Source organism: Niveispirillum cyanobacteriorum (assembly GCF_002868735.1).
In the GTDB taxonomy this organism is placed as follows: Bacteria; Pseudomonadota; Alphaproteobacteria; order Azospirillales; family Azospirillaceae; genus Niveispirillum; species Niveispirillum cyanobacteriorum.
Window position 1 is genome coordinate 433,294 of sequence record NZ_CP025613.1, and the last position, 24,963, is coordinate 458,256.

General features: G+C 64.1%; 23 protein-coding genes. 4 read left to right on the plus strand and 19 right to left on the minus strand.

Annotated elements, in window-relative coordinates; all coding sequences use genetic code 11:
* Positions 1 to 6: 6 nt before the first annotated feature.
* Positions 7 to 1,089, minus strand: coding sequence for an aldose epimerase family protein (locus C0V82_RS22765; RefSeq protein ID WP_102114726.1), 1,083 nt, complete (start codon positions 1,087 to 1,089; stop codon positions 7 to 9).
* A 145-nt stretch (positions 1,090 to 1,234) separates the two neighbouring features.
* On the opposite strand from C0V82_RS22765, the gene C0V82_RS22770 reads away from it, so the two are divergent.
* Complete coding sequence (locus C0V82_RS22770) at positions 1,235 to 2,161, plus strand: Gfo/Idh/MocA family protein (RefSeq protein ID WP_102114727.1); 927 nt, start codon at positions 1,235 to 1,237, stop codon at positions 2,159 to 2,161.
* 103 nt (positions 2,162 to 2,264) lie between these two features.
* On the opposite strand, the gene C0V82_RS22775 is transcribed toward C0V82_RS22770, so the two are convergent.
* From C0V82_RS22775 to ytfQ, 5 genes are read right to left on the minus strand one after another with little or no spacing between them, the layout of a single operon-like run.
* Entirely contained in the window at positions 2,265 to 2,972 is a 708-nt protein-coding gene (locus C0V82_RS22775; RefSeq protein ID WP_102114728.1) for a FadR/GntR family transcriptional regulator, read from the minus strand.
* A gap of 3 nt (positions 2,973 to 2,975) precedes the next feature.
* Positions 2,976 to 3,944 carry a galactofuranose ABC transporter, permease protein YjfF gene (gene yjfF, locus C0V82_RS22780; RefSeq protein WP_102115165.1) on the minus strand — a complete coding sequence of 323 codons (969 nt, stop codon included), beginning with the start codon at positions 3,942 to 3,944 and terminating at the stop codon, positions 2,976 to 2,978.
* Between the two features lie 5 nt (positions 3,945 to 3,949).
* Positions 3,950 to 4,948, minus strand: coding sequence for an ABC transporter permease (locus C0V82_RS22785; RefSeq protein ID WP_102114729.1), 999 nt, complete (start codon positions 4,946 to 4,948; stop codon positions 3,950 to 3,952).
* On the minus strand, positions 4,945 to 6,477 hold the full coding sequence (locus C0V82_RS22790) for a sugar ABC transporter ATP-binding protein (RefSeq protein ID WP_102114730.1): 1,533 nt from the start codon (positions 6,475 to 6,477) through the stop codon (positions 4,945 to 4,947). The genes C0V82_RS22785 and C0V82_RS22790 overlap by 4 nt, the downstream gene beginning before the upstream one ends.
* Positions 6,477 to 7,424, minus strand: a complete 948-nt coding sequence (gene ytfQ / locus C0V82_RS22795; protein WP_211107992.1) for a galactofuranose ABC transporter, galactofuranose-binding protein YtfQ — start codon at positions 7,422 to 7,424, stop codon at positions 6,477 to 6,479. Before ytfQ ends, C0V82_RS22790 begins: the two co-directional genes overlap by 1 nt.
* A 234-nt stretch (positions 7,425 to 7,658) precedes the next feature.
* On the opposite strand from ytfQ, the gene araD1 reads away from it, so the two are divergent.
* The gene (gene araD1, locus C0V82_RS22800) at positions 7,659 to 8,654 is read left to right on the plus strand and encodes an AraD1 family protein (protein ID WP_102114732.1); all 996 of its coding nucleotides are present in this window, start codon (positions 7,659 to 7,661) and stop codon (positions 8,652 to 8,654) included.
* Between the two features lie 43 nt (positions 8,655 to 8,697).
* Here araD1 and C0V82_RS22805 read toward each other — a convergent pair whose 3' ends face one another.
* From C0V82_RS22805 to C0V82_RS22815, 3 genes are all read right to left on the minus strand, one after another.
* Complete coding sequence (locus tag C0V82_RS22805) at positions 8,698 to 10,263, minus strand: alpha-N-arabinofuranosidase (RefSeq protein ID WP_102114733.1); 1,566 nt, start codon at positions 10,261 to 10,263, stop codon at positions 8,698 to 8,700.
* Between the two features lie 108 nt (positions 10,264 to 10,371).
* Complete coding sequence (locus tag C0V82_RS22810) at positions 10,372 to 10,686, minus strand: JAB domain-containing protein (protein ID WP_425438287.1); 315 nt, start codon at positions 10,684 to 10,686, stop codon at positions 10,372 to 10,374.
* Positions 10,643 to 10,873 (minus strand): helix-turn-helix transcriptional regulator, encoded by a 231-nt coding sequence (locus tag C0V82_RS22815; protein ID WP_102115166.1) that lies wholly within the window; start codon positions 10,871 to 10,873, stop codon positions 10,643 to 10,645. The genes C0V82_RS22810 and C0V82_RS22815 overlap by 44 nt, the downstream gene beginning before the upstream one ends.
* A 481-nt stretch (positions 10,874 to 11,354) precedes the next feature.
* Between C0V82_RS22815 and C0V82_RS22820 the strand changes: the two genes are divergently transcribed.
* Positions 11,355 to 11,543 (plus strand): hypothetical protein, encoded by a 189-nt coding sequence (locus C0V82_RS22820; protein ID WP_102114734.1) that lies wholly within the window; start codon positions 11,355 to 11,357, stop codon positions 11,541 to 11,543.
* Positions 11,544 to 11,743: 200 nt separating this feature from the next.
* Here the strand turns inward: C0V82_RS22820 and C0V82_RS22825 are convergent, their stop codons facing one another.
* The 6 genes from C0V82_RS22825 to C0V82_RS22850 all read right to left on the minus strand — a co-directional run bounded on the left by C0V82_RS22825 (position 11,744) and on the right by C0V82_RS22850 (position 17,238).
* Entirely contained in the window at positions 11,744 to 12,076 is a 333-nt protein-coding gene (locus C0V82_RS22825) for a YHS domain-containing protein (RefSeq protein ID WP_211107968.1), read from the minus strand.
* Positions 12,077 to 12,117: 41 nt separating this feature from the next.
* Positions 12,118 to 13,884, minus strand: coding sequence for an oleate hydratase (locus C0V82_RS22830; RefSeq protein ID WP_102114735.1), 1,767 nt, complete (start codon positions 13,882 to 13,884; stop codon positions 12,118 to 12,120).
* Between the two features lie 27 nt (positions 13,885 to 13,911).
* A complete protein-coding gene (locus tag C0V82_RS22835; protein ID WP_007407172.1) occupies positions 13,912 to 14,778 on the minus strand; it encodes a 3-hydroxyacyl-CoA dehydrogenase in 867 nt (288 codons plus the stop codon).
* On the minus strand, positions 14,775 to 15,203 hold the full coding sequence (locus tag C0V82_RS22840) for an acyl-CoA thioesterase (protein ID WP_102114736.1): 429 nt from the start codon (positions 15,201 to 15,203) through the stop codon (positions 14,775 to 14,777). Before C0V82_RS22840 ends, C0V82_RS22835 begins: the two co-directional genes overlap by 4 nt.
* Before the next feature lie 65 nt (positions 15,204 to 15,268).
* Positions 15,269 to 15,892 carry a TetR/AcrR family transcriptional regulator gene (locus C0V82_RS22845; RefSeq protein ID WP_007407173.1) on the minus strand — a complete coding sequence of 208 codons (624 nt, stop codon included), beginning with the start codon at positions 15,890 to 15,892 and terminating at the stop codon, positions 15,269 to 15,271.
* Between the two features lie 180 nt (positions 15,893 to 16,072).
* Positions 16,073 to 17,238 (minus strand): IS3 family transposase gene (locus C0V82_RS22850; RefSeq protein WP_370466015.1). Its coding sequence is split into 2 segments (ribosomal slippage): positions 16,073 to 16,980 and positions 16,980 to 17,238, totalling 1,167 coding nucleotides; the frame shifts between segments, so codons are not numbered across the junction.
* A gap of 69 nt (positions 17,239 to 17,307) precedes the next feature.
* Between C0V82_RS22850 and C0V82_RS22855 the strand changes: the two genes are divergently transcribed.
* A complete protein-coding gene (locus C0V82_RS22855) occupies positions 17,308 to 18,063 on the plus strand; it encodes a plasmid partitioning protein RepB C-terminal domain-containing protein (RefSeq protein WP_245924314.1) in 756 nt (251 codons plus the stop codon).
* A 225-nt stretch (positions 18,064 to 18,288) separates the two neighbouring features.
* Here the strand turns inward: C0V82_RS22855 and C0V82_RS22860 are convergent, their stop codons facing one another.
* The 4 genes from C0V82_RS22860 to C0V82_RS22875 all read right to left on the minus strand — a co-directional run bounded on the left by C0V82_RS22860 (position 18,289) and on the right by C0V82_RS22875 (position 24,960).
* Positions 18,289 to 18,519 carry a helix-turn-helix transcriptional regulator gene (locus tag C0V82_RS22860; protein WP_039244277.1) on the minus strand — a complete coding sequence of 77 codons (231 nt, stop codon included), beginning with the start codon at positions 18,517 to 18,519 and terminating at the stop codon, positions 18,289 to 18,291.
* Between the two features lie 277 nt (positions 18,520 to 18,796).
* Positions 18,797 to 21,946, minus strand: coding sequence for a helicase-related protein (locus C0V82_RS22865; RefSeq protein WP_102115168.1), 3,150 nt, complete (start codon positions 21,944 to 21,946; stop codon positions 18,797 to 18,799).
* Positions 21,936 to 23,792: a phospholipase D family protein gene (locus C0V82_RS22870; protein WP_102114738.1), complete on the minus strand. Its 1,857-nt coding sequence runs from the start codon at positions 23,790 to 23,792 to the stop codon at positions 21,936 to 21,938. Before C0V82_RS22870 ends, C0V82_RS22865 begins: the two co-directional genes overlap by 11 nt.
* Complete coding sequence (locus C0V82_RS22875) at positions 23,782 to 24,960, minus strand: DUF6361 family protein (RefSeq protein WP_102114739.1); 1,179 nt, start codon at positions 24,958 to 24,960, stop codon at positions 23,782 to 23,784. The genes C0V82_RS22870 and C0V82_RS22875 overlap by 11 nt, the downstream gene beginning before the upstream one ends.
* Positions 24,961 to 24,963 lie beyond the last annotated feature (3 nt).

The window sequence follows — 24,963 nt, forward strand, 5'->3', positions numbered from 1 at the left end:
GTCCCTTTATCCTGTCACGCCAAACCTATACCGCGACACATGCCGATAGGTCTGTCCCGGTTCCAGACGTGCGCTGGGGAAGGATGGCTTATTCGGGCTGTCGGGGAATTTCTGCGGTTCCAGGCACAGCGCATCGGATTGGCGGTAAAGCCGCCCGCCCTTGCCAATCAGACTGCCGGGCAGGAAATTGCCGGAATAGAATTGCAGGCCGGGTTCTGTGGTGGACAATTCCATCACCCGACCCGTGGCCGGATCGTATAGGCGCGCGGCAAAGGACGGCTCTGCCCCGCCGCCCGCCCGCAGCACGAAATTATGGTCATAGCCGCGGGCCAGCGCCAGTTGCGCTTCCGTACCATCGCGAAGATGCGCCCCGATGGCGCGGGGATTGCTGAAATCGAAGACGCTGCCGGCCACCGTCCGCAATTCCCCGGTGGGGATCAGATTGGCATCGATGGGCGTGTAATGATCGGCGGCCAGCATCAACTCATGGCCCAATATGTCCCCGCCCGCAACCGCCCCGCCCAGGTTGAAATAGGCGTGGTTGGTCAGGTTGATGATGGTTGGCGCATCCGTGGTGGCCGTCAGCGTGACCAGCAGGCTATCGTCGGTGAGTGTGTATTCGGCGCTGATATCCAAGGCACCGGGAAAACCCTCCGCCCCATCGGGGCTGTGAAGGGTAAAGACAGCATGTGTTGGGCCATACTCTGCCAGGGTCCAGGGTAGCAAATCGACCCCGTGCGTCCCGCCGTGCAGGCAGTTGGGGCCGTCATTGCGGGTCACCTGATATTCCTGCCCATTCAAGGCGAAATGCCCCCCCGCGATGCGGTTGGCATAGCGTCCGGCAATGGCGCCAAGAAAGGTGCGGTTATCCAGATAGGATTGCAGGTCATCATGGCCCAAGACCACATCGTCCAGCGTCCCCTGCCGGTCCGGCACCCAGAGAGCCTGCAAACTGGCCCCCAACCCGATAATCCGCGCGGCCCAGCCACGACCGTTGACCAGAGTCACCTGATCGACCGGCGTGCCATCCGGCGTGGTCCCGAACTGACCACGGGCGGGCAGGGTAGGGGCAGTCTCTGACGCGGGCATGAGACGGTACCTTTGCGATGTTGTCTGGGCCGTTTTAGGCTTAATAGTACGACTATTCAAGCCGCAGCCGCGCTCTTTGCTGGATTTATCATATAAAATAGTCTATCCAGACGCATCCTGTTTCGCCCATATCGAGGAAGCGTCCATGTCCCCTATCCGGATCGGTCTGGTTGGCGTTGGCAAGATCGCCCGTGACCAGCACTTGCCCGTCATTGCCGCCAATGCGGACTATGAACTGGCGGCCGTGGCCAGCCGGCATGGGCGTGTGGAGGGGGTTCCCAACTTTGCCGATCTGGCCGCTCTGCTGGCCAACGCGACCGATGTGGACGCTATCAGCCTTTGCACCCCGCCGCAGGCCCGCCACGCCTTGGCCCGTCAGGCGCTGGAGGCGGGCAAGCACGTGATGCTGGAAAAGCCGCCGGGGGCGACCCTGACGGAAGTGTATGATCTGATCGATCTGGCCCGTGAAAAGGGGTTGGCCCTGCTGGCCACCTGGCATTCGCGCTATGCCCCGGCGGTCGAACCGGCCAAGGCCTGGCTGGCGGGTAAGAAGCTGCTGCGCGTGCATATCTCCTGGAAGGAGGATGTCCGGTACTGGCATCCGGGACAGGAATGGATTTGGGCCCCGGGGGGGCTGGGCGTTTTCGATCCCGGCATCAATGCCCTGTCGATCATCACCCATATGCTGCCCAATGCCTTGATCGTGGATAAGGCGACCCTGGAGGTTCCGGCCAACCGGCAGGCGCCAATCGCGGCAACGCTGGAGATGCATGACCATCAGGGTCTGCCCGTGAGGGCGGAGTTCGACTGGCGTCAGACGGGGCCGCAAACCTGGGACATCATCATCGAAACCGACCAGGGCACCCTGACCTTGTCGCGCGGTGGCGCGGTGATGAGCATCAATGGTGTGCCCCAGATAGAGCAGAAGGAACAGGAATACGCCAATCTCTATGCCCTGTTCGCGCGTCTGGTGGCCGAACGCCGCGTCGATGCCGATCTGGCCCCGCTGCGCATCGTGGCCGATGCCTACATGACGGGCCGGTGGGTGCGGGTGGAGGATTTTGTGGAGTAAGCCAGCGGCCAACTTTGTGACCGTTGGCACGGCGGCGACTGCTGACGCGGGGCACTTGAGGGAACGTGCAGCATAATGCATCGTTTTCGATGCATGGTGGTCCTTACACCCGGTCGAATCCTGACTGGATGACCGCACGCATCGCCGCTGCCGCTGCCGCCGCGTCGCCCGCTTCAATGGCGTCGACGATGGCGGCATGGGCGGCGACAACCTCCGTATGCAGGTCCGGACGATCAACGGGGGAGGTGAGGGAGAAGGAGGCGAGCAGCGCCACCTCAATCACCGCGGCGAAGGACCGCATCATCGGGTTGCCCGATGCGCTGCCTACCGCCACATGGAAATCCAGGTCGGCCTGGGCAAAGCTGTGCTGGTCATGGTGAGGATCGGCCATCGCGGTGATACAACGGCGCAATTCGCCGAGATCGTCCGCTGTCCGCCGTTTTGCTGCCAAAGCCGCCGCCTGTGGTTCCAGAGCCGTCCGAACCTCCAGCAGATGCTTGCGCAAAGTCTCGTCCAGGCCCTGACTGACCAGCCAAGCCAGAACATCGGCATCGAAATAGTTCCAATGGAGCGGGTCCTGCACCTTGGTGCCCACCCGCGTCTTGGAAATCAGCAGCCCTTTGGCCGACAAGGTCTTTAAAACCTCGCGCAGGGCCGTGCGGGAGATACCGAACCGTGACAGCAACACCGGTTCCGGCGGCAGGTTGGCAGCGGGCGCATGCACCCCGGTCAGGATCTCCAGCCCCAGGGTACGGACAATCTGTTCATGGTTGGACAGTGGACGGTCGGCGGCCCAGCGGGCAATGGACATGTTCTACCCCGTGCGCCCGGTGGGAGCGGAGAATTGTAGTATCAGGCGTTGCAGCCCGATGAATATGAACAAAAGCATGCCGATGGCAATCTTCGTCCACCAGGATGACAGGCTGCCATCGAAAGTAATCCAAGTCAGGATCAACCCCTGGATCAGCACGCCGATCAACGACCCCGCCATGCCGCCCACCCCGCCGGACAGCAGGGTGCCGCCGATCACCACCGCTGCGATGGCATCCAACTCCACCCCCACCCCGGTCAGGGCATAGCCGGACCGGGTGTAGAGGGAGAAGATGATACCAGCCAGCGCCGCCATGGTGCTGGACACGCCATAGACCAGGATGGTGGTGCGGGCCGTGTCGATGCCCATCAGGCCGGCAAAGCGGGCATTGCCACCCAGCGCATAGACACGCAGGCCCGCCCGTGTGAAATGCAGCAGCACACCGCCCAGCACAAAGGCCAGCAGCATCACCATGGCGATCAGTCCCAGCCGCCCGCTGCCCGGCAGGGAAAGCGACAGGCCCGACAGGGTCTGATAGAATTCGTGCCGCACCGGGATGCTGTCGGTGGACAGCAGCAACGCGGCCCCGCGCGCCAGGAACATTGCCGTCAGGGTGACGATGAAAGGTGGAGCCTTCAGCCAGTGGATGGCCACCCCCACGCCGCACCCGAACGCAGCCCCCCCCACCAGCACGATGGTGAAGGAGGCCAGCGGGTGCAGCCCCGCCCCTTCGATCATCACTGCCAGTGCGACCGTCGTGAAGCCCATGACGGCTCCCACCGACAGGTCGATGCCGCCCGACAGGATGACAAAGGTCATGCCGACCGCCAGCACACCCAGAAAGGCGTTGTCGGTCAAAAGATTGCCGATGACCCGGCTGCTGAGCATCGACGGGTATTGTATGGCACAGGCGGCATAAAGCAGGATGAAGACACCCAGCGTGGCCAGGAAGGGCAGGGTGCGGGCATTGATGCGCATCATGCCGTTCCCTTTCGTGTCAGACGGGCTGTCAGGCGTGCGATGGCCGGCTGACAGGCGGGCGACTGCACCACCAGGACCAGGGCGATCACCAGCGCCATCAGCAGCAGGTTCAGTTCCGGAGGCAGGCCGGAACGCAGGATGCAGGTCCGCATGCCCTGCAGGATGAGGGCACCTAGCACCGACAGGCCGATGCTGAACCGCCCGCCATAAAGGCTGGTCCCGCCGATGACGACGGCCAGGATGGCGTCCAGTTCCAGCCACAGGCCGGCATTATTGGCATCGGCGCCGCGAATGTCGGCGGCGGCGATCAGGCCCGCCAAAGCCGCCATCAGCCCCGACCAGACATAGACGCCGATCAGGATGCCGGGCGCCGGCACACCGGCCAGACGGGCGGCCCGCGGGCTGGTCCCTACCGCCTCAACAAACAGGCCCAATGCCGTCGCGCGGACCAGCAGGCCCGTGACGATAGCAGCGGCCAGCGCGATCAGGACCGGCAGGGGTAGGCCCAGCAGGCTGGCCGAACTGACCCCCGCCAGACCGTCATCGGTGAAGGTCAGGACGCGGCCTTCTGTAATCATCTGCGCAATGCCCCGCCCTGCCACCATCAGGATCAGGGTGGCGACAATCGGCTGCATGCGGAAAATCGTGACCAGGATGCCATTCCACAGGCCACAGGCCAGACCCGTGCCCAGGGCCGCAATTACCGCGACGGGCCAGGCATGGCCGGCATTCACCGTTGCTGCGGCGACGGCCCCCGCGATGGCCATGACGGCCCCCACCGACAGGTCGATACCGCGCGTGGCGATGACGGGCGCCATGCCGACGGCTAGCAGCATGACAGGTGCGCCCCGGTTCAGGATATCGATGATGCCGCCGAACAGCCGCCCATCAACCAGCCGCAACTCCAGGAAGCCAGGCGCCACCAGGACATTGGCCAGCAGAACCAGCGCCAGAAGGGAAAGCCGCGACCGGGCTTCCATGAACCAACCGCTCATGCTGCCCGTCCCGGCGGCGGCATATCCACCGGCGTAACGATGGCGTCGATGATCGCCGATGGGGTGACATCCCCCCCGGTCAGCATGCCGGCCTGACGGCGTTCACGCATCACCATGACCCGGTCGGCATAGGCGGCGACCTCTTCTACCTCCGACGAGATGACATAGAGCGCCATGCCCTCGTCCCGCAGTTTTTCCAGCAACAGGATGATCTCCGCATGCGCGCCGACATCGATGCCGCGCGTCGGTTCGTCCAGGATCAGCAGGCGCGGCTTGGTCGCCAGCCAGCGGGCCAGCAGCGCCTTCTGCTGATTGCCGCCCGATAGAAGCTGGATGGGTTTCTCCGCGTCCGGCGTGCGGATATTCAGCAGCTTGATATAGGTGTCGGCCAGTTCCCGCTGACGCGCCAGGGGCAGCCGCCGGACCCAACCCAGGCGGGCCTGCAAGGCCAGGACGATGTTTTCCCGGATCGACAGGTCGGGCACAATCCCGTCCAGCTTTCGATCCTCCGGGCAGAAACCAAACCCTAAGCGGATGGCGTCGCGCGGTCCGCGCAGCGTGACCGCCGCCCCATCTACAATGATCTCTCCGGCATCGGCCCGTTCCGCCCCGAACAGCAGCAGCGCCGTTTCCGTGCGGCCAGACCCCAGCAGGCCGGCCACGCCCAGCACCTCGCCCTGCCGTACCTCGGCACTGAACGGTGCCACCAGATGCCGTTTGCCCAGACCTTTCACGGTCACGAAGGCCGCACCCGGTTCGCGGGCGGCATGGCGCTGCAAATGGCTGTCGCCACTGGGCAGCTTGCCCAGCATCATGGCGACAAGGTCCATACGCGGCAGCTCCGCCGTCTTCCGTTCGCCCACCAGCTTCCCACCGCGCAGCACGGTGATCCGGTGAGTGACTTCATAGACCTGATCCAGGAAATGGGTGACGAACAGCACCGCCATACCCGACGCCGCCAGTTCGCGCATCAGGCGGAATAAAACTGCCACTTCCGCGCTGTCCAGGCTGGCCGTCGGTTCGTCCAGGATCAGGACGCGCGCCGACATGTCGACGGCACGCGCAATGGCGATTAACTGCTGCACGGCGGTGGAAAAGGCCGACAGCGGCTGTGCCGGATCGATGGACAGGCCGAACCGCGACAGCAACACCGCTGCCTCGCGCCGCATCCGGGCCCTGTCCACCAGACCGAACCGCGTCGGCTCCCGCCCCAGATAGATATTCTCCGCTACCGACAGGTTGGGCAGCAGGGTGATTTCCTGATAGACGGCGACAATGCCGTTGGCCGCGGCATCCGCCGGGCTTCTGGGTCGAACCTCACGCCCGTCCAGATGGATGGACCCGGCTTCGACAGGTTGCGCACCCGTCAGCAGGTTGATCAGGGTGGATTTACCGGCCCCGTTCTCGCCCAGCAGCGCATGGATTTCCCCGGCCCGCAGGGTCAGGTCCACCCCATCAAGGGCCCGCACACCCGGATAGGTGCGCGTCAGCCCGCGTGCGGACAGCAGCGTTGCCGCCGTATCTGCCATCAGTACAGATCCTTGCGGCGCTCATATTCCGCTGCTGCGGTGTCGGGCAGATAGAGGGTGGACGGCGTCTGCACCCATTTCGGCGGCTGCGTGCCATCCTTCTTGTACGCGGCCAGCAGGTCATAGGCGCGGCTGGCCATGTCAGGTGTCAGTTCGACGGTGGCATTGGCATCACCATCGGCCATGGCCTTGAAGATATCGGGCACGGCATCGATGGAAACAGCCAGGATGTCGCTACCCGGCTTCAGACCGGCTTCCTTCATGGCCTGGATGGCGCCGATCATCATGTCGTCATTATGGGCATAGACAGCGCAGATGGTGCCCGGCGCTTCGGCCTTGATGAACCCCTCCATGACCTCCTTGCCCTTGGCGCGGGTGAATTCGCCGGACTGTGTGCGGACGATCTGCACATTGGCGGCGGTGGAAATACCCTCCTCGAACCCTTTCTTGCGGTTGGCGACCAGAGAGGCGCCGATGGTGCCCTGGATTTCTACGACGCGGCAGTCGCGGCCCGCCAGCGTCGAAACCAGCCAGCGGCCCGCCACGCGCCCTTCCTCCACCGTGTCAGAGGTTACGGCGGACAGGTACAGGCTGGGGTCGGCGGTGTCGATCTGCCGGTCCAGCAGGACGACCGGGATGTTTGCGGCCTTGGCCTCGCCCAGTACTTCATCCCAGCCGGACGAGATGACGGGGGCCAGCAGAATGGCGTCCACGCCCTGGGCGATGAAGGACCGGATGGCCTTGATCTGGTTGGCCTGCTGCTGCTGCGCGTCGGAGACTTTGAGGTTGATGCCGCGCTTTTCTGCTTCCAACTTGGCCAGCTTGGTTTCCGCTGCACGCCAGCCGGATTCCGACCCGATCTGCGAGAAGCCGATGGTCAGAGCGCCGGCGGCCTTGCCGGCATCCGCCGCCTTACCCGCCCCGCCCTTGTCGCCGCAGCCCGTCATGGCGGCCAGCATCAAAGCCATGGCCCCATATTTTGCGAAAGCCTTCATCGCAACCCTCTATCGTTTCCGTCCCCGGACCGGGCACCGCCTTCTTGCTGGGGCTGCCCTGCCATTTCATACTAGGAAAAAATGATTAGTATTATTATATCATTTAGTCCAGCGCCAAATGCCATATCCTGGCGGCGTGATGCATGAACCGAGACATAATATACCAAATCCCAAGGAGTGAGCGCGATGGCGTGGCGTCTGACGCAGTTTGTGGACAAGCAGGGCAAGCGGGCCGTGGCCCTGCGCCAGGATGATGCGCCGGCCCGTCTCCTGAGCGGTGCCGCCACCACCTATGAACTGGCGCAGCAGGCCATCGCGGCGGGCAGTTCCCTGCTGTCGTTGGCGCAGGCGCAGGCGACGGGGGAAGAGGTTGATCTGGCCGCCGCCCTGGCTGATGGCCGCGTGCTGCCGCCGCTGGACCATCCGGACGCCGCCCATCTGCTGGTAGCCGGCACGGGCCTGACGCATCTGGGGTCGGCGGAAGGTCGGGACAAGATGCATCGCGATCTGGCCGATCCCGCCAAGCAGACCGACAGCATGCGTATGTTCCGTATGGGTCTGGATGGCGGCAAGCCGGCACCAGGCCAGGTCGGCGTACAGCCGGAATGGTTCTACAAAGGCGACGGCTCCATCCTGGCCCGGCCCGATGGCGACCTTGTCTCCCCCTTCTTTGCCCTGGACGGAGGGGAGGAACCGGAGATAGCGGGGCTGTACATCGTCGGACCGGATGGCAGCGTCTTCCGCCTGGGCTATGCGCTGGGCAACGAGTTTTCGGACCATGTGACGGAACGTCAGAACTATCTCTATCTGGCCCATTCCAAGCTGCGTGTCTGCGCCATTGGCCCGGAACTGCTGTTGGGTGACCTGCCCGCCGATGTAAGGGGTACGACGCGCATCGTGCGCGATGGCCAGACCGTCTGGGAAAAGCCCTTCCTGTCTGGGGAGGCCAACATGTCCCATAGCTTGTCAAACCTAGAATATCATCACTTCAAATATGATGGGTTCCGCCGCCCCGGCGACGTGCATGTGCACTATTTCGGCACCGCCACCCTGTCCTTCAGCGACGGGTTCCAGACGCAGCCTGGCGATGTGTTCGAGGTAGAGGCTGCCCCCTTCGGCCTGCCGCTGCGCAACCGCCTGGCGCAGGCGACACCGGTGCCGGTGGTCGTGAAGGCGCTGTAAACAGGAAGAAGGGGCGGCCCCGATCAGGGCCGCCCCTTCCTTGTTACTTCACAACCAGCACCACAACCGACTTGGCCGGCAGGGTCACCGACAATGTAGTCCCATTCAACGCTGCCCCCGTGAACGCCACCGGCTTCACGGCGTCCGGCTGGGCAAAGCTGTTATGGGCGTTCATGGCGGGCGCCGTCAGAATGCGGCCCGACACGCCCGCTGCCGTCACGCCATCCAGGCTGACTGTGACCGGTACCGCCTCGTTCGGGTTGATGTTGGTTAACGCCACCAACACGCTGCCATCCTTGGCGCGCGCCGCAGAGGCGCTGATGGCCGGTAGGCTGCGTTCTGCATAGCTGTATTTTGGCCCAGCAACGGTCACCGGGAACTGCGTGGCCCCCTGGAAATCCTTATACATGTCAAAGACATGATAGGTAGGTGTCAGCAGCATCTTCGGCCCGTCGGTCAGGATCAGGGCCTGCAGCACATTGACCATCTGTGCGATGTTGGCCATGCGCACACGTTCGCCATGCTTATGGAAGATGTTCAGGTTGATCGCCGCCGTCACGGCATCGCGCAGCGTGTTCTGCTGCTCAAGGAACCCGGGATTGGTGCCGGGCGTGGGGTCGAACCAGTTGCCCCATTCATCGACGACCAGGGCCACCTTCTTCTTGGGATCATATTTGTCCATGACCGCGCTGTGCTTGGTCAGCAGATCATCCATCTGCGTGGCCGTCACCATCAGCGCGAACCAGTCGCTTTCCCCGAATTCGGTTGCCGATCCCTTATCCTTCCAGGTGCCGCGCGTCGGCCGACCAAAGGAGGGCAGGGCGTAATGATGCAGGCTGATGGCGTCGATCATGTTGGCAGACCCCGCCATCACGACATCGGTCCATTTCAGATCGTCGGAATTGCCGCCGCTGGCGATAATCTTGGTCGGCTGTCCGGCTGCAGGCTTGATGAAGGTGCGGATCTGGCGCAACTGGTCGGTATAGAATTCTGGGCGCATATTGCCGCCACAGCCCCAGGTCTCATTCCCGATGGCGAACCAATCCAGCGTCCAGGGCTTGTCCCGGCCATTGGCGCGGCGCGTCTGGGCCAGGGTGGATTTGGACGGGTTGGTCATATATTCGACCCAGTCTGCCATTTCGCGGGCCGAACCGGTGCCGATATTACCATTCACATAAGTCTTGGCCCCGACCAGTTCGGAGAAATCCATGAATTCATGGGTCCCGAACTCATTGGTTTCCGCAACACCACCCCAGTTGGTGTTGACGCCAACAGGCCGCTTGGCACGGGGGCCAATGCCGTCGCGCCAGTGATATTCATCGGCGAAGCAGCCACCGGGCCAGCGGATCAGGGGCACGCGGATGGCTTTCAGCGCCTCTACCACGTCCTTGCGATAGCCGCGGATATTAGGGATGGATGATTTCTCCCCCACCCAGATGCCTTCATAGATCAGGCGGCCCAGATGTTCAGCGAACTGTCCCTGGATTTCCGGCGCCAGCACGGGGCCGGGCTGTGCGCCATTGACGGTGACCTTGGCGTCCTGGCCAAAGGCCGGAACGGCGGTCAGCAGGCCCAGACACAAGGCTAGGCTGCAATGCAAACCCTTCATGCGTATTTCCTCCCCCGCATGTTTCCGATTTTTCCAACGGGGCGCATCCTACCCGAATTTGAAAGTAGGATCATCATATAATATGATTATTGAGATGAATGGGGAGGGCTACATCAGCCCCGCACTTTTGAAGCTCACATATTTTCCGCCTTTTCCGATGATGACATGGTCATGGATCACCACGCCTAGGGCCGTCGCGGCGGCAACGATCTGTTTGGTCATGTCGATATCGGCGCGGCTGGGCGTGGGGTCGCCGCTGGGGTGATTATGCACCACCCTAATGGCCGCTGTAACCAATTGATATTGCTCGTAAAAAGCGCCCCGTGGATGCAAGTGGAGCCGCTTATTGGGGGCGGTCCAAGGTGACCGATCGTGATCATCACGCCTGATCACCCACAGGCTCGCTGAGTCGCTCAGAGGCACTGCAAGGCACTCTATTCCTTTTGTCCAAATCCTCAAGCTCCTCCACCGGGTAGAGGACGGCCTTTCCGATCTTGATGAACGAGGGGCCAATACGCTTCGTTCGCCAGTTTCGTAGGGTGCCAAGCGACACACCGCCGCGATAGCGGTCCACCACTTCCTCCGGCGTCAGAAACCTGCTGTCTGTCATATTCGCCTCCTGCGGCTCGTTGTGCGCGAGGCGGTTCTGATCGAAACGTTCCGCACTCCGGAGCACTCTCGGGATCGTTCAAGCGCGATGTCTCACGCTACTGCCCGCAAGAGGTTGCATTGAGTTTGTAGCGAGAAAAGCCCCCACGCTCGGGCGTCGGGATGCCGGATACAGGCGGCGCCACATAGGCGGGCTTGACGATCGTCCATAACCTGCTGACCTGAGAGCGGGATTCTGCGCGAGGTAGGCTCTTTGGCCAGAATCCCACTTGGCCCATTCAGTCTCTTCTATGATTGAACAGGATTAAATTCCCGTCGCGACACTTCCAGTTCGGGTAGCGAAACCTCATTCCTCCTTGTCGTTAGAGTCGCGTCATCAATGAACCGTCTCCCGCGAACGGGAGACGGGTGGCGCCCGCCCCTTATCCCTTCGCGACCTCGCGGACAAAAGAGGCATCGTCTTCGATCGGCCCGTTGGTATCATGAACATGCTGCGAGACCTGAGAAAGAATGGAGCGATGCCAGCAAGCACCGATGAAATGCTCCGCGCGCTGCGTATCATGAACGAAGCCTCGCACGGCGTGGACGTCGACCCTGACGCGGCCAAGCGAGCGGTGGAGGTTGGAACAGTCTTTCTCACCGAACTGAGAGCCATGGACACCCATAACTGAGGCATGAGGTTCGGCAGGCATTGAGTGACTTCAAAAGTTTCATGGAGAGCGACGCCGGCGCATCCGCACGATACCAATCACGGCTCGGGCGACGCATCCACATAAATCGAGCCGCAGTCAAAGAAGATGTCCCCCCGCGGATCGCACCGCCTTTCAAGCCGCTGTCGCCGAACAGCTTGGTTCCATTAAGCGTAGCACCTTTAGCGGTCAGGACCATGCGTGTGGCTATGGTGGGAATGATCGCCATGGGCGGCAGCACCCTCATGGTGATGTGCGGCATGCGCTGCCAGTGCCGCATAATGCACGGGGTCGGCGTCGAACTTCGCCTTGCAGCCGGCCGAGCAGAAGACGTAGCGCTCGCCTTCATACTCAGCCTTGTGAGCGGTCCTGGCGGGATCGACCACCATGCCGCAGACCGGATCATGGTCGACGTGACCGGACGGCGTTTCGCCGTCCGGCTCATGATGGTGATGATGGCCGTGCACCCCAGTCACCTCGGCGGCGCGTTCGCTCTTCTGATCGTCGTCGGCCATTCATCACCTTTCACACGCCGCGCGTGCCTTCCGGTCTCTGTTCAAACCTCGATCAGATGGAACTCTTCGAGCAGCTTGGCGATCTCGGTGCCTTCGAGCTTCTTCATCAGCAGCTTGCGCAGGAAGGCCGGTCCGGGAAGGTCGATGCCCTTGCCGTCCCGCAGCGGACCGATCGCTGCCAGCAGCGTACGGATATCGTAGGTCGAGTTGAAGACTTCCGGCACGCCGCGCTCGACATTCATCAGGGTGTAGACGGCCTCCATCGGGGTCCTCACCGAATATTCCGTGGTGAAGATGCAGTCCCGCTGTTTCGATTCCGCGAACTGTCCGATGAAGGCGAAATTGACCGCGCCCTCCGGCACCACGTCCGGCCGGTCACCCGCCTGGCGCGGCATGAAGAAGGCGGTGATATAGGGCATCATCGTGGGCACGGTGCTGGCGCCGGAGGCTGCGAGCTCCGGAATGTCCTCGACCGGTACACCGAGATGGTAGAGCCACTCCTGGGTGATTTCCTCGCCGGTGCATTCCTGCATTGGCTTCTTCACATAGTCGCCGGGCTTGTCGACAAAGAGCGCGTAGAACCAGGCGATCATCTGGTCCTTGGGCTGCTTCTTGAAATGCGGCTGGCGATGAACCGTCCAGCTCAGCAGCCACGCCGAGTCCTTCACCGTGACGATACCCCCCGAGACGATCTTGCCGGTGAAGGGGTTGCGCTTGGTGATCTTCTCGACATAGGCCGGAATACGGGCATCGAGGGCGGTAATCGTTGCCGAGGCCCATTTCGTTTCCGGGATATGGGCCCCGAATACGTCCGGGCGGCCGAAGGCCGGATCCTTCGCCGCGATCCGCCGCCACAGGTCCCAGGCCGGCGCCGGTCCTTCGTTGAGCTTCGCCGGCGTCTTGTGATCGCCATTGTCGGAATTCTCGGTCAATGAGCCGATGGTTATGAAGACGAGATCGTCTGGCGCGAGATCGACGCCGCCTTCGACGCCGCGCTCTTTCCAGTGAATGCGGGTCGCTTGCTTGCGGCCGGGCTGGATGTCGAAATCGACGTCGGTGACCTCGACGCCGTAGCGGAACGTGACGCCGTGATCGGTCAGCCACTTCACCAGCGGCAGGACCATGGATTCATACTGATTGTAGCGATTGAACTTGAGCGAGGAGAAGTCGGCGAGACTGCCGATATGATGGATGAAGCGGTGCAGGTAGAGCTTCATTTCCAGCGCCGAATGCCATTCCTCGAAGGCGAACATGGTGCGCCAATAGAGCCAGAAATTGCTCTTCAGGAAATCTTCGCCGAAGACCTCGTTGATGCGCTTGTTCTCCATCTCCTCGCGTGTCGCCAGGAAAACGGAGAGCAGGTCCTTCTGGGCCTTGTCGTTCAACGTCAGCAGCGCCTTGTCGGGCACGTCCTGGCCCTGGTTCTGCGTCGTACGCTGGAGCGAAAAGTTGGGGTCGTCCTTGTTGAGCCGGTAGAATTCGTCGAGGACGCTGGCATCCTCGATCTCCAGCGAGGGGATCGAGCGATAGAGGTCCCACAGGCACTCGAAATGCTCCTCCATCTCGCGGCCGCCGCGAATGACGAAGCCCTTCTCCGGCACATCAAGACCATCGAGCGCGCCGCCGGGGATTCCCAGCTCTTCCAATATGGTGATGCGATCGCCCGAAACGCCGCCGTCGCGGATCAGGAAGGCGGCGCCGGCGAGCCCCGCCAGCCCCGAGCCGACGAACCAGGCCGTCTTCTTGTCGGCCCCCTCGGGCTTGCGGGGACGCACGAAGGCTTCATAGTTTCCACTGCTATAGTGCATGGCGAACTCCTGTTCTTCTTGTTGGGATCAGTCTGCGGAGGGTTTGTAGCTGTAGAAGCCTTCGCCCGAGGCGATGCCGAGCCTGCCCTTGTCGATGTAGTTTTCCTTCAGCCATGCCGCGAGCGACTGGGCGTGCTCATCGCCATGCGACAGAATGTTGTAGGGGGTGTTCAAGCCGATGATGTCGTAGATCTGGAACGGCCCCATCGGCGCGCCGGTGGCGATCCGCCAGACCTTGTCGACATCTTCCGGCTCGGCATAGCCGCCGGCGGCGAGATCGGCCGCCGCGTTCAGGAACGGCACCAGCAGGGAATTGAGGACATAGCCTGCCTTTTCCTTGCGCACCGGGATCGGCACCATGCCGATGGCCGAGGCGAAGGCGATCAGGGCATCGAACACGGCCGGATCGGTGTCGTCGGTGCCCATCACCTCGGCGGTGTTGAACTTCCAGATGCTGTTGGCGAAGTGCAACGCCAGAAACCGGTCCGGGCGGCCGGTGAAGGCCTTGAGGTCGCTCGGCAACAGGGTCGAGCTATTGGTAGCGAAGATCGCCCTTTCCGGCGCAAGCCCCGCGAGCTTCTCGTAGAGCGCCTGCTTGATCGAGAGAAGCTCCGGAACCGCTTCGATCACGAGGTCCGCGTCCGCGACGGCCGAACCGAGATCGGCGGACAGGGTGATGCGCTGCAGGGACTCGGCGGCCTTGCCGTCGGCCGCACCGGCCACCTCCTTGCCATAGGTCTCGACGAGCATGGCAAAACGCTGCCTTGCCTGTTCAAGCGCCTCCTCGCTGGTGTCGTAGGCGGTAACGTCGAAGCCGCTATAGGCGGTCTGGAAGGCTATCTGGCTCCCGAGGACGCCCGTGCCGAGAACCGCCACTTTCCTGATATCGCTCATTCAATCTCCTTCTGCGCGGTATCGTCACCAAGAAACGGAGCCGCCACCTCCACCGGGACGCGGGCCAGCTTGCCGGTTTCCCGATCGACAAGGGCCCACTGGGTCAGCGAGGCGACGAGCGTCCGCCCGTCTTCATCATGGAATTCGACGCATCGTGCATAGCGCGCACCGCGCGGCACTCCGACGACCCAGGTGATCGCGCTGACCGCGTCTCCCGCCCGGACATTGCCGCGATAGTCGACCTCATGGCGCAGCACGACCGCGACGAACCGGTCGCGATCTTGCGGACGCGCGGCCGTCAGCCAGTGCGCCACCGACGCATCCTGGATCCAGGTCACCCAGACAGCATTGTTGACATGGCCGAGTTCGTCGATGTCGGCGTCCTGGGCGCGGAAGCGGATATGGAAGCGCCGATGCTCATCCACCTCGCCGACGAGCGGGTGTCCGTGCTCATCGCAGCCGATGCGTCGACGATCTGACACGATCCCGCTCACGAATACGCCTGCTCCTCATGCGACGAACCCAGTCCAGCCATGGCGCGGAAGAAGCCGACGAGCATCTCGTCGCGCGGCATGGCGCCTTCGACATCGCCCTGGACCGCCAGTCCCATCCAGAGCGCGTATAGACCGATGCCCGTCTGCATCGGCGGCAAGGCCGGACGCAGTGCGAAGCGTTGCGTTAGATCGGCAACGAGTTCACCGAACATCCGATAGCAGGCCGCCTTGCCCTCCCGGTGCCGCTCGGCGAAAGCCGGATCGCGCCGCGCGTGAAGCTGCAATTCGATCGAGAGGAGCGACCATTGCGCTTCACCGGCCAGCTTCGCGAGCCGGGCGGCCAGCACCTGGAGCGTTGCCTCGATATCATCGCCGGAGCAGTGCGCGACCAGGTCGCGAAGCAGTGTGACCTCATCCTGGATATGGCTCTGCAGGATCTCGACCAGCAGATCGTCCTTGCTGGCGAAGTTCGAGTAGAAGGCACCCTGCGAATGGCCGGCCGCGCTGCAGATGTTGCGGATCGACATGGCGGCGACCCCCTCCTCGATGATCGAGGTATGTGCGGCGGCGATCAGCCGGTCCCGCGTCTGGCGCTGCGTGTCCTTGCGCGTAAGCGGCATGGGTTCGTTCTCCAACCAACGGGCGAGACGTGCGAAACCTTTTCGGCGGTTCCGCGTTCTCAGTAAAACCAGGTATCAAGTGATATCCGAAATCAACGGCGATTTCGACCCGAAATCGTCCGCAGTATCGAAATTAAAACGCGAAGGAGTGTGACCTGCCCCCCGCCGGTCCCTCGATCATTATGAGAGCCCAGGGGGTTGGTAGCTGATCTCCAGCGCCGGCGGTAGCGGCCGGGCGGTGGAGCTGATCAAGTTGCGCAGCCGGCCGGCCGCGGGGTTCAGACGCACGGCTTCCGGGGTCAGTCCGCCGTGCGCCGAGTGCGGCCTGACGTGGTTGTAGTCGAGCCGCCAGCGCTCGATGACAGCCCGGGCCTCGGCGAGGTTGGCGAAGACCTCCTCGTTCAGGCACTCGTCGCGCAGCTTGCCGTTGAAGCTCTCGACGAAGCCGTTCTGCTGCGGCTTGCCGGGCGCGATGTAATGCCAGTCGACGCCGGTGCGGTTGGTCCATTCCAGCATGGCCCGGCTGGTCATCTCGGTCCCGTTGTCGCTAACGATGGTCGCCGGCCGGCCGCGCCGGGCGATCAGGGCGTCCAGCTCGCGGGCCATGCGATGGCCGCCGATCGAGGTGTCGACCACCAGCGCCAGCGCCTCGCGGGTGAAGTCGTCGACGATGCACAGGATCCGGAAGCGCCGGCCCCAGCTCAGCGTGTCGGCCACGACGTCCAGGCTCCAGCGCTGGTTCGGCCCGTCCGGCAGCGCCATGGGCGCCCGCGTGCCGGTGGCGCGCTTGCGGCCGCGCCGCCTTCGCACCGCCAAGCCCTCCTCGCGGTACAGCCGGAAGAGCTTCTTCTTGTTCATGCTGACGCCTTCACGCTCGAGCAGGATGCCGAGCCGCCGGTAGCCGAAGCGGCGTCGCTCCGCCGCCAGGCCCCGCAGCCGGGCGCGTACCTCCGCATCGCCTGGCTGGGCCACGCGGCGCACTGTCTTCGGATCGACCTGGACCAGCCCGCAGGCGCGCCTCTGCGAGAAGCCGCGCTCCGCCATCAGGCGAAGCACGGCCTCCCGGCGCGCTGCAGGCCCGATCAGTTTTTTCCCAGCAGGTCCTTCAGCGCCGACACGTCGAGCATGGACTCCGCCAAGAGCCTCTTCAGTCGCCGATTCTCGTCCTCCAGCGTCTTCAGCTTCTGGGCATCCGACACGTTCATGCCGCTGTACTTCGCCTTCCGCCGGTAGAAGGTCTGCTCGCTGATCCCATGCCGCCGGCAAACCTCCGCCGTCGGGCTCCCGGCCTCCTGCTCCCGCAGCACGCCGATGATCTGCGCCTCGTTGAACCTGCTCTTCTTCACGTCCGTCTCCTCAGGGTGACGGACTCTCACTCAAACCGAGGGATCAGGAAGGGGGCAGGTCAAGTGCCCTTGGCTGAAACCTACATTGGCTATTCCCCGGACGTGGAGGTTCTCGGCGAAGACGAGGAGCGGCTGGAAGCGCTGAAGGAACTCGGCATCGCTGAGGTCGAGTGCCTGCTCGCCTCTGACGACGACACCTATACCTACAACAAGCGCGTCAACCGCATCCCGCCGATCCAGGAGCACCGGATGATTGCGCGCGCGATGGATCGAGGCGTGTCATCTGCCGACATCGCCGCGGCCCTGAACCTCCAGGTCGAGTCAGTGCTGCGACGTTTCCGGCTGCTGGAAGGGATCAGCCCCGAGGCGGCCGAGATGCTGAAAGACACGCCTTGCTCGATGAAGGTGTTCGACATTCTGCGCCAGATGACGGCCGTGCGGCAGATCGAAGCCGCCGATCTGATGATCGGCCAGAACAATTTCACGGTCATGTTTGCCCGCGCGTTGCGCGCGGCGACATCCGAAAACCAGCTTGCCGCCACCAAGAGGGGAAAGGGCGGCGGCAAGCCGACGCCCTCGGGTCAACAGATCGCCCGGATGGAGCGGGAACTGGCAGCGCTCCAGACGCAGGTCAAGTCGGTCGAGGAAACCTACGGCATCGACAATCTGCATTTGACCGTTGCGCGTGGATACGTCGCCAAGCTCCTTGCGAACAATCGGGTGGTCCGTTGGTTGGCGACCCATCAGCAGGACTATCTCAGCGAGTTTCAGAAGATCGCCGAGATCGACACGCTCGGCCCGATCGCGGAAACGCCGAGCGCCTGAGTCAGATATGGGGACCCGGACCCGATAAGCGCGGGGACCATGGGAGAAGCCGCAGCGTGGGGCGGATCAAGCATGGCGGTGGGAATGGCGGCGAACCCGCATGAGGCCCACCAGGCTGGCCGTCATATGGTCCAGCCGCATGGGGGCGGTTCGCCTCGCATGAACTGAAGGCGGGCGGGCGCGTCGGGAGCGTCGACCGGCGCGCCCGCCATTTGTGCTGAGCGATCAAGCACGATCCATGGCGCTTTGTTCAATTCGTTTCGGGGGGCGGCACTGCACACGGTTCCTGTCGTCCCACGCCTCAAGCTCATCGACCCGGTAGAGGACCGCTTTGCCGATTTTTACGAACGACGGCCCGATCTTCATCGCACGCCAGTTCCGAAGGGTGCCGACCGAAACGCTGCCACGATAGCGTTCGGCCACCTCTTCCGGCGTGAGGAATGTGGTCTCTGACATACGCCCTCCTTCGGCAGGAGACCTGCCGCTGATAATCGTTGATGGTCGAGCGCGAGACGCATTTCGCAATGCGTTGGTCATTCAGAGGCACCGACACGCTGGCCGAGCCTCGATGGCGCACGCTCCTGCACGACCGAACATGAGCGCGCGGAAGTGGCCAGGGAAGTATCAATCGTCAGGCGTAGGGAAGGCGGATGGTGGGGGATATAAATAGGCGGGGATGCGGAGTGGTCTTCCCGCTCGCAAAGGGCATTTGGAGCCAGGCGCGGTGAGGTCATCACGCTGACCTGTCGAACACCTCTGGCTCAAGCCGAATTTGCAGGTCTGTAAGCAGGTTGGAGTCCATGCCGTCGCCGGCCAGGGTTTGCAGGTAGTCGAGCAGATCGTCCTGCCGCGGTTGACCGAAGGCCAGTCGATAGACCGTGAGGCTGCGTTTGAGCCAGGCGAGTCGCGTGACTTCCCGACTGAACGGCAGCATCGGCACGCGCCGTTCGACGCGCACGGAACCTTCGTAGATCCAATAGGGGATGAGATCGGTGTCGACCGCCGCCTCGGATCGCGCGTGCTCGAACATCAGCTTCCACGGATCGTCAGGAGCCTGCCCACGGCCCCTGACGACCGCGGCCTGGCGTTCGGCCAGATTGAGGCGCACGGCATGGCCCTTGAAGCGGTGGACGCGGCCTTCGCGCTGCTCGAGGTCCACCGGGTTGCCCGGCAAGTTCCAGTGATAGACGCGATAGCAATAGGGATGGAAGTCCAGCCCTTCCTGGCCGACTGACGTGGTGGCGAGAACGAACGGCCGGAACGGTGAGTTGAAGGCGTCACGCACGCCTCCGAGCCGCGCGACGGCGCCGTCTTCGTCCTTGTAGTCGGCGAGCCGCATCGCGAAGCGTCCGCGCATCTGGAACTTGCTGATGGCGAGGGACTCTCCATCGACTTGCACGTCATCGACGTCGATCTGCGACGGGCGGATAGCGAGGGCCTGGGCCATGGCGCGAGCGACACCGATTGCGCGGTCGTAGGCTGGGTAGGCGCCGAGACCTTCGGCATCGACGAGGTAATGTGCGTATTCGTCCAGGACGGCCTGTAGGTTGTGCTGGGCGCAATAGGCCAGCACGCGGCGCCAGTAGTGATCGTCGGTATCCCGTCTCAGCAAGGCGACCGCGTCATGCTGATTGAACAGCGCCCGGAACGACCAGGCGACTTCAGCGGCGGCGCTGAGCAAGCGTGGGTCATCCCACGCCAGCTCGGGCGCGATCCGCTTGAGGGCGCGAAGCGCGCAGACGGCCGGACTGCCGAGCGCGACGTCAACCAGCAGGTCCGAAAGATCGTCGGACAAAGCGCCGATGTCGTGCGTCTTCACCGCTGCCGCCAGTTCGGTGATATGATCGTGGAAGGCGTCTTCGCTCGCCAGGGCGCGCATGCCGTGGGTCGCTTCCAGCCAGGCGCGGGATCGCGCGCCCAGCAGGTCATCGATCACGGCTGGGGCGGCCCACTCGGCGCTGTGCGCGTCCTGATGCGACACCGCGCCTTCCTTCAAAGCACCGAGGGCGGGCTTGAGGCGGTCGCCCACAGCGGAGCGCATTTCCTCCAGCGACAAGGCGGTCCCCGTTTCGCTGAACACCGCCAGCGGATCGGCCAGCTCGGCCAGCGCCGGCGAGGGATAGATCAACAGCAGCGCGCGCAGACCCGCGAGCCGGCCGTGATCCTGCCGGAACTGCAAGGGACGCAGGCGATGCTGCTCGAAATAACGCCGGCCGGATTCGCCGACGCCCATGCGCCGTTCCGCTTCGTAGGACAGCAGGGCTGCGACCGCGTCGGGCACCATGGACCAGGACGAAAATATCAGCGCCTTGGTCAGCGGCGCCCCGGCTCGCGCCTCGCCGTAATAGGGCATGGCGGCGGGTATCCAGAGGTTCTGTTCCAGATGCTGGCCGAAGATGTCGTCCATGATCGCGCGCATGCGACCGTTAGCCGGGTCAAGCGGCGCATAGGTGTCGATGGCGTCGTGATCGAGCATGGCCGGTCGAGCCGCCTGGATTGCGGTGCGGAGCACGGCCGAAGGCGCGTCGATCTGGTCTTCCAGCAGCCGCTTCAGGCTGTAGTGGCGCATAAAATTGAGCAGATAGGGCGAAGACTTCCAGTATTCGATGATTTCCGGCGCATCGAGCGTGCGCGCCACCTGAGAAACGGCGGATGCCTGCGCGAGGTCGGCGGGCGCGATCGAGACCGTGATGGGAGGCTCGCTCATCATGGAGTCGCGCTCGACCGTGGATGCGACCCGCTCGGTTCGGGCGATCACACGGCGCAGGCGCCGTTCGATGGTCTGGCGGGTCTCGACCGCTGAGGCATGTGACTGTGGCAGGGCATGCAAGAGGCCGCGGAAGGCGCGCATTTCACGTGCCAGCGTGGCTGCCACCTCCGGCCCCTTTTCCCGGCCATAGAGGAAACTCAGGGTCTCAAGGAAGTCCTGATAGTGGTCGCCTTCGTCGGGCTCGTCGCCGGCGAGCGTGAGCATTCGGTAGGGTGTGGCGGAGAGCAGCAAGGTGCGGGCGGCATGCCCGTCGCCTCCCGAGTAGTCGAACAGTTCGCGCGCGAGGATCGCCGCGTCGCTGTCGCCATGCAGCAGATCCCGAAACCGCTGGAACTCGTCCATGACGATGAGGTCGGGTTGCAGCGCATCCACGCAGGCGTGGGACAGCTTGGCGCGGAGCCGGGCGACCAGGCTGTTGCGGGGCTGTGTCATTTCTGCGGGATAGGTGTCCCGGCGGCGCGGGAAGAGTTCGCAAATCCGTTCGAGTTCCTCGAAGATGTCGCGATCCGCCTGCACGTCGCGGCGGAAACGCTCGATGATGCGCTTGTCGACGCCTTCGAGGGTGAGGTTGTCCACGGCGCGGCTCCAACCCTCGACGCCGGCCGTGACCTGCAACAGATTGTGCAGGCCGCGCGGGCGCGTAACGAGGTCGCGCAGGAGATGGAACAGCAAGGCGCGCTCCTGCGTCACGCCCGTCGCGGAGCGCAGATCGAAGGTCGTGCCCGGCGTCAGGCTGATGAAGTTCACCCTGTTGGCGTCGAGGCCCGCCTGGTCGCGCAGTTGCAGGGGAACGAGCGTCATGCGGGTCGGCAGGGCCAGCTCGCGCCGCCCGAGGACGTTCAGCCGGTTGAGGTTCTGGGCGGCGATCGCCTGGTTCGAGCAGATGTAGAGGATGTCGATCCGCTTGGTGCTGTCCCACAGGTGTTCGATCATGCGGGCGATGACCCCGCGCGCCACCATCGTCTTGCCGAGGCCGACTTCGTCGGCGACCAGGAACTGGCGGACAGGATCGTCCTGGCCGTAGAGCCGATCGAAGACGTAGTCGACGGTGCGCCGCTGAAAGACCTTGAGGGGAGCGAGCGCCGCGTCGGCGCGAAACCGTTCATTCGGCATGCGCGGCATCCTGCGTGGCGAGCGCAATTCGGAATGTATTCCAGAGTGCGCGGAACTCGGCCGGAATCGGATCGGTATCGTCACCGTCGCCGGTTTCCAAGCGTGCGATCAGCCGTTCGATGGCGCGAAGCTGGTCTCCGCCCCGGCAGAAGGCCCGAACCATCTCCTCGAGGATGGGCGCGTCGTCGCTTGCCGCGCGCCAAGCGCCCTGACCTGACCCGTCCTGCGCCGCGAGGGCGGCGGCGAAGGGATCGCCTAATTCGGAGAGGAGCAGGCGGAGATAGCGGAAGAAGGCGTCCTTGCTGTCGATCACCCAGCGCAGGATGGCGGCGTGGCGCTCTGCGGGCAGCCCCTCCATCATGAGCCCGGTGCTGAACAGGATCGAGACGTCTTCCGTCTCGTCCGTCAGGTGACAGGCGAGGAACCGGGTAAGGTCGACCAAGGGCATTGCGCCAAGGTCGGCGGGCTGTCCCTGCCGGAGCGGCTCCAGCAGATCGCGCGCATGTCCTTCGCCCCGCGTGATCGGCCAAACTCGCAGCGCACCGAGCCCGGTAAGGGGCAGCGGTTTGGACGGGATCAGCCAGACCCGCCAGACCGGCGCGCCATCGGCGGCGTGCTCGCCGCGCTCGCAACGGAGCGTGAGGCCGCTGCGGCAAATCTCGCGCCGTGCCCGATCCAAACGAGCCTCGGCGGCTCGTTGCGCGGCATCGGCGGCTCCCGTCTCGTCGCGGACGAACGGCCGCGTCAGCCGGCCAAACCCCTTGTCGCCGAGGATTTCCTCGACGCTGCCGACCCGTGATCGCTTCCCGGTCAGGGTGGTGAATATCTCGACATTGCTGCCGGTCAGCAGCGCCGGCCGCGTGGCGTTTCCCGAGCCGACCGTGATCGCGGTGTCCCAGCCGCGTTCGGCGATGAACGCCTTGGCATGGAGCCCTTGTAGGGCCGCTGCGTCCTCCTCCTCGCCATCTTCCGTGGCCGCCATTTCCTCGAGCACGGCCACGCGGGCAAAGCCATCGAGCGTGGCGCCGGGCACCTGGGCGAGTTCGTCGGATCGCCCGATGAAGATGGGCTTTTCGGCGCTGGCCAGGCCGGCGAGCATCGACAAGGTTTGATCGTCGCAGAAGGGCGACACCACGCCCAGCCGAACGCAGGGTTCCGGGCGCCATGGCTTTCCGCCGAGGCCGTTAACGGCGAAGGAGACGCTCTGGAACGGTTCGGGCAGGCTCCATTCGGCGCGGCGCATGTCTTCGGCCAGGTCATCGACAAGCGTCTTCGTTCCGTCGGGAACGCCGACGGTCGCGAGGTCGGGGAGCTGGCGAAGGAAGTCGGCGACCGGGCGATTGACGGCTTTGGGCTGCTTGGTGATCACGCCGTCGAGGGTGGCGGCGATGTCCCATGAGCGATCGCGCGTCAGGTTTCTGGAGAGAACGAGCAGACGCAGGCGGGCGGGGTCTTCGGGCCGCAATGGCGTGAAGCGCAGCGCCCACATCTTGGGATGGAAAGCCCCGCCTTGAGGGGCGGCGACCTCGACGATGATGCGTTCGAGCAGCGAGCAAAGGCGGGAATGCGGCCGGGCGCTCGCCTGGATATGGCCGGCGTCGGTGAAGACGACGAGGCGGCCGGCGATGCGCTCGGCACCCTCGAGCAGCGCCAGAGGATGAGAGAGAATGTCGTCGCGGTTCTCGGCGGCGAAGAGCGCCAGACTGACCGGCACGGCGAGCGCGGTCTCGAAGTCGAGCGAGAAGGTCGTGGCGACGGCCGCGTCGAAGACATAGCCCGCCGGCGGCTGAAGATTGGCGCCGTAGAGCGTTCGTTGTTCGGGATCGAGGCTGCGCCTATTCAGCATGGGCGAGATCCCGCAGGTGGGATTTGGCCTGCGCCCAGCGGAAGCTGAGGCGGTCGGCGCCCGATGCGCCGGTCCAGCGGTCGCGGACAGCGTGATTGGCGTAGCGGGACTGGCTGATCTTGAGCCGACGTTCGCGCTCCTCGACAAGCCGCCGCGCGGCGGGCGCCGAGATTACCTGCTCCGTCCCGGCCAGAACCAGATCGCGCCACTCGCTCACGAACCGCTTGGCGGCCGGTCGGACGGCGTGCGCCGGGTGTTCCACGACATTCCAGAAATCATCGAGCGACCACGCGCGGACGGCGCCGGTATCGAGTTCGTCGCGCCAGGCTTTAAGCCTAGCGCGATAGTCCTCGATCCAGTCGTCGCGCTGGCGCAGCTCGCTGAGCGCGAGGTTATAGAGCAGCGCGGCGCCGTGCATCACATGGGAGAAGACTTCCCCATGCTGGACGAGGCGGCGCGCGGCGGATGGAAACGCCGACAGATGAGGATGTGTCCAAATATAGTCGCAGTCCGCGTCGATGCCTTCGCGCGCCAGCATCGTGAGCAGTGCGGTGGGCTGGCTGGCGATCAGGCGGTCGATGAGGAATTGCGCCTCGTCGGTGGTCAGGCGGAAGACGGCGCTCTCAAGTAGATCGCCGGGCATCTGGGGCAAGGCCGGATTCCAGACGGCGGGCGTCTGGGTGTCGGCCAGAGCGTCTTCGCCGCTGGATGCGCCGCGAGACCGGCCACGGCCCCGCAACGCGACGAACAGACTGTCGAGCGAGCCCGGAAAGACCCGGATGCCCCACGCGCCCAGGCCAGCCCAATAGACGGAACTCGGCAACCGCTGGAGCCGTGGTCCTGCATCCCGGCCGATGATGCCGTTGGACTCACCGCCGGCTTTCAGGGCGTCGGCAAGCCGGATTTCGGTGTCGCGCGCCTCGGTGCGGAGCTGCGCTTCGGGGACTTCGCGCTTTTCCAGCGCCCGATAGAGCCAGGGAATGAACAGCATGTATCGCAGGCGCGTCTGGATCGTGCTCGTGCCCGGAAAGAGGTGATCGGCGATGGAATCCCGGATCGCCCCCAGCCCCAGCTCGTCGCGGGTCTCGCGCTCCTGAAAGAGCGCCATGATGCGCTGCGCGCGCTGCCGCTCGGCTTCATCGAAATCGATCCAGGCAAGAGACGACATGGA

Excerpts from the sequence above, each read along its gene's own strand:
- C0V82_RS22790 (WP_102114730.1), bottom strand. The coding sequence starts at position 6,477 with ATGGCAGATACGGCGGCAACGCTGCTGTCCGCACGCGGGCTGACGCGC.
- C0V82_RS22820 (WP_102114734.1), top strand. The coding sequence starts at position 11,355 with ATGAACATGCTGCGAGACCTGAGAAAGAATGGAGCGATGCCAGCAAGC.
- C0V82_RS22775 (WP_102114728.1), bottom strand. The coding sequence starts at position 2,972 with ATGTCCATTGCCCGCTGGGCCGCCGACCGTCCACTGTCCAACCATGAA.
- ytfQ (WP_211107992.1), bottom strand. The coding sequence starts at position 7,424 with ATGACGGGCTGCGGCGACAAGGGCGGGGCGGGTAAGGCGGCGGATGCC.
- C0V82_RS22830 (WP_102114735.1), bottom strand. The coding sequence starts at position 13,884 with ATGCACTATAGCAGTGGAAACTATGAAGCCTTCGTGCGTCCCCGCAAG.
- C0V82_RS22785 (WP_102114729.1), bottom strand. The coding sequence starts at position 4,948 with ATGAGCGGTTGGTTCATGGAAGCCCGGTCGCGGCTTTCCCTTCTGGCG.
- C0V82_RS22770 (WP_102114727.1), top strand. The coding sequence starts at position 1,235 with ATGTCCCCTATCCGGATCGGTCTGGTTGGCGTTGGCAAGATCGCCCGT.
- C0V82_RS22815 (WP_102115166.1), bottom strand. The coding sequence starts at position 10,873 with ATGACAGACAGCAGGTTTCTGACGCCGGAGGAAGTGGTGGACCGCTAT.
- C0V82_RS22825 (WP_211107968.1), bottom strand. The coding sequence starts at position 12,076 with ATGGCCGACGACGATCAGAAGAGCGAACGCGCCGCCGAGGTGACTGGG.
- C0V82_RS22835 (WP_007407172.1), bottom strand. The coding sequence starts at position 14,778 with ATGAGCGATATCAGGAAAGTGGCGGTTCTCGGCACGGGCGTCCTCGGG.
- C0V82_RS22865 (WP_102115168.1), bottom strand. The coding sequence starts at position 21,946 with ATGCCGAATGAACGGTTTCGCGCCGACGCGGCGCTCGCTCCCCTCAAG.
- C0V82_RS22860 (WP_039244277.1), bottom strand. The coding sequence starts at position 18,519 with ATGTCAGAGACCACATTCCTCACGCCGGAAGAGGTGGCCGAACGCTAT.
- C0V82_RS22845 (WP_007407173.1), bottom strand. The coding sequence starts at position 15,892 with ATGCCGCTTACGCGCAAGGACACGCAGCGCCAGACGCGGGACCGGCTG.
- araD1 (WP_102114732.1), top strand. The coding sequence starts at position 7,659 with ATGGCGTGGCGTCTGACGCAGTTTGTGGACAAGCAGGGCAAGCGGGCC.
- C0V82_RS22870 (WP_102114738.1), bottom strand. The coding sequence starts at position 23,792 with ATGCTGAATAGGCGCAGCCTCGATCCCGAACAACGAACGCTCTACGGC.
- C0V82_RS22875 (WP_102114739.1), bottom strand. The coding sequence starts at position 24,960 with ATGTCGTCTCTTGCCTGGATCGATTTCGATGAAGCCGAGCGGCAGCGC.
- C0V82_RS22805 (WP_102114733.1), bottom strand. The coding sequence starts at position 10,263 with ATGAAGGGTTTGCATTGCAGCCTAGCCTTGTGTCTGGGCCTGCTGACC.
- C0V82_RS22765 (WP_102114726.1), bottom strand. The coding sequence starts at position 1,089 with ATGCCCGCGTCAGAGACTGCCCCTACCCTGCCCGCCCGTGGTCAGTTC.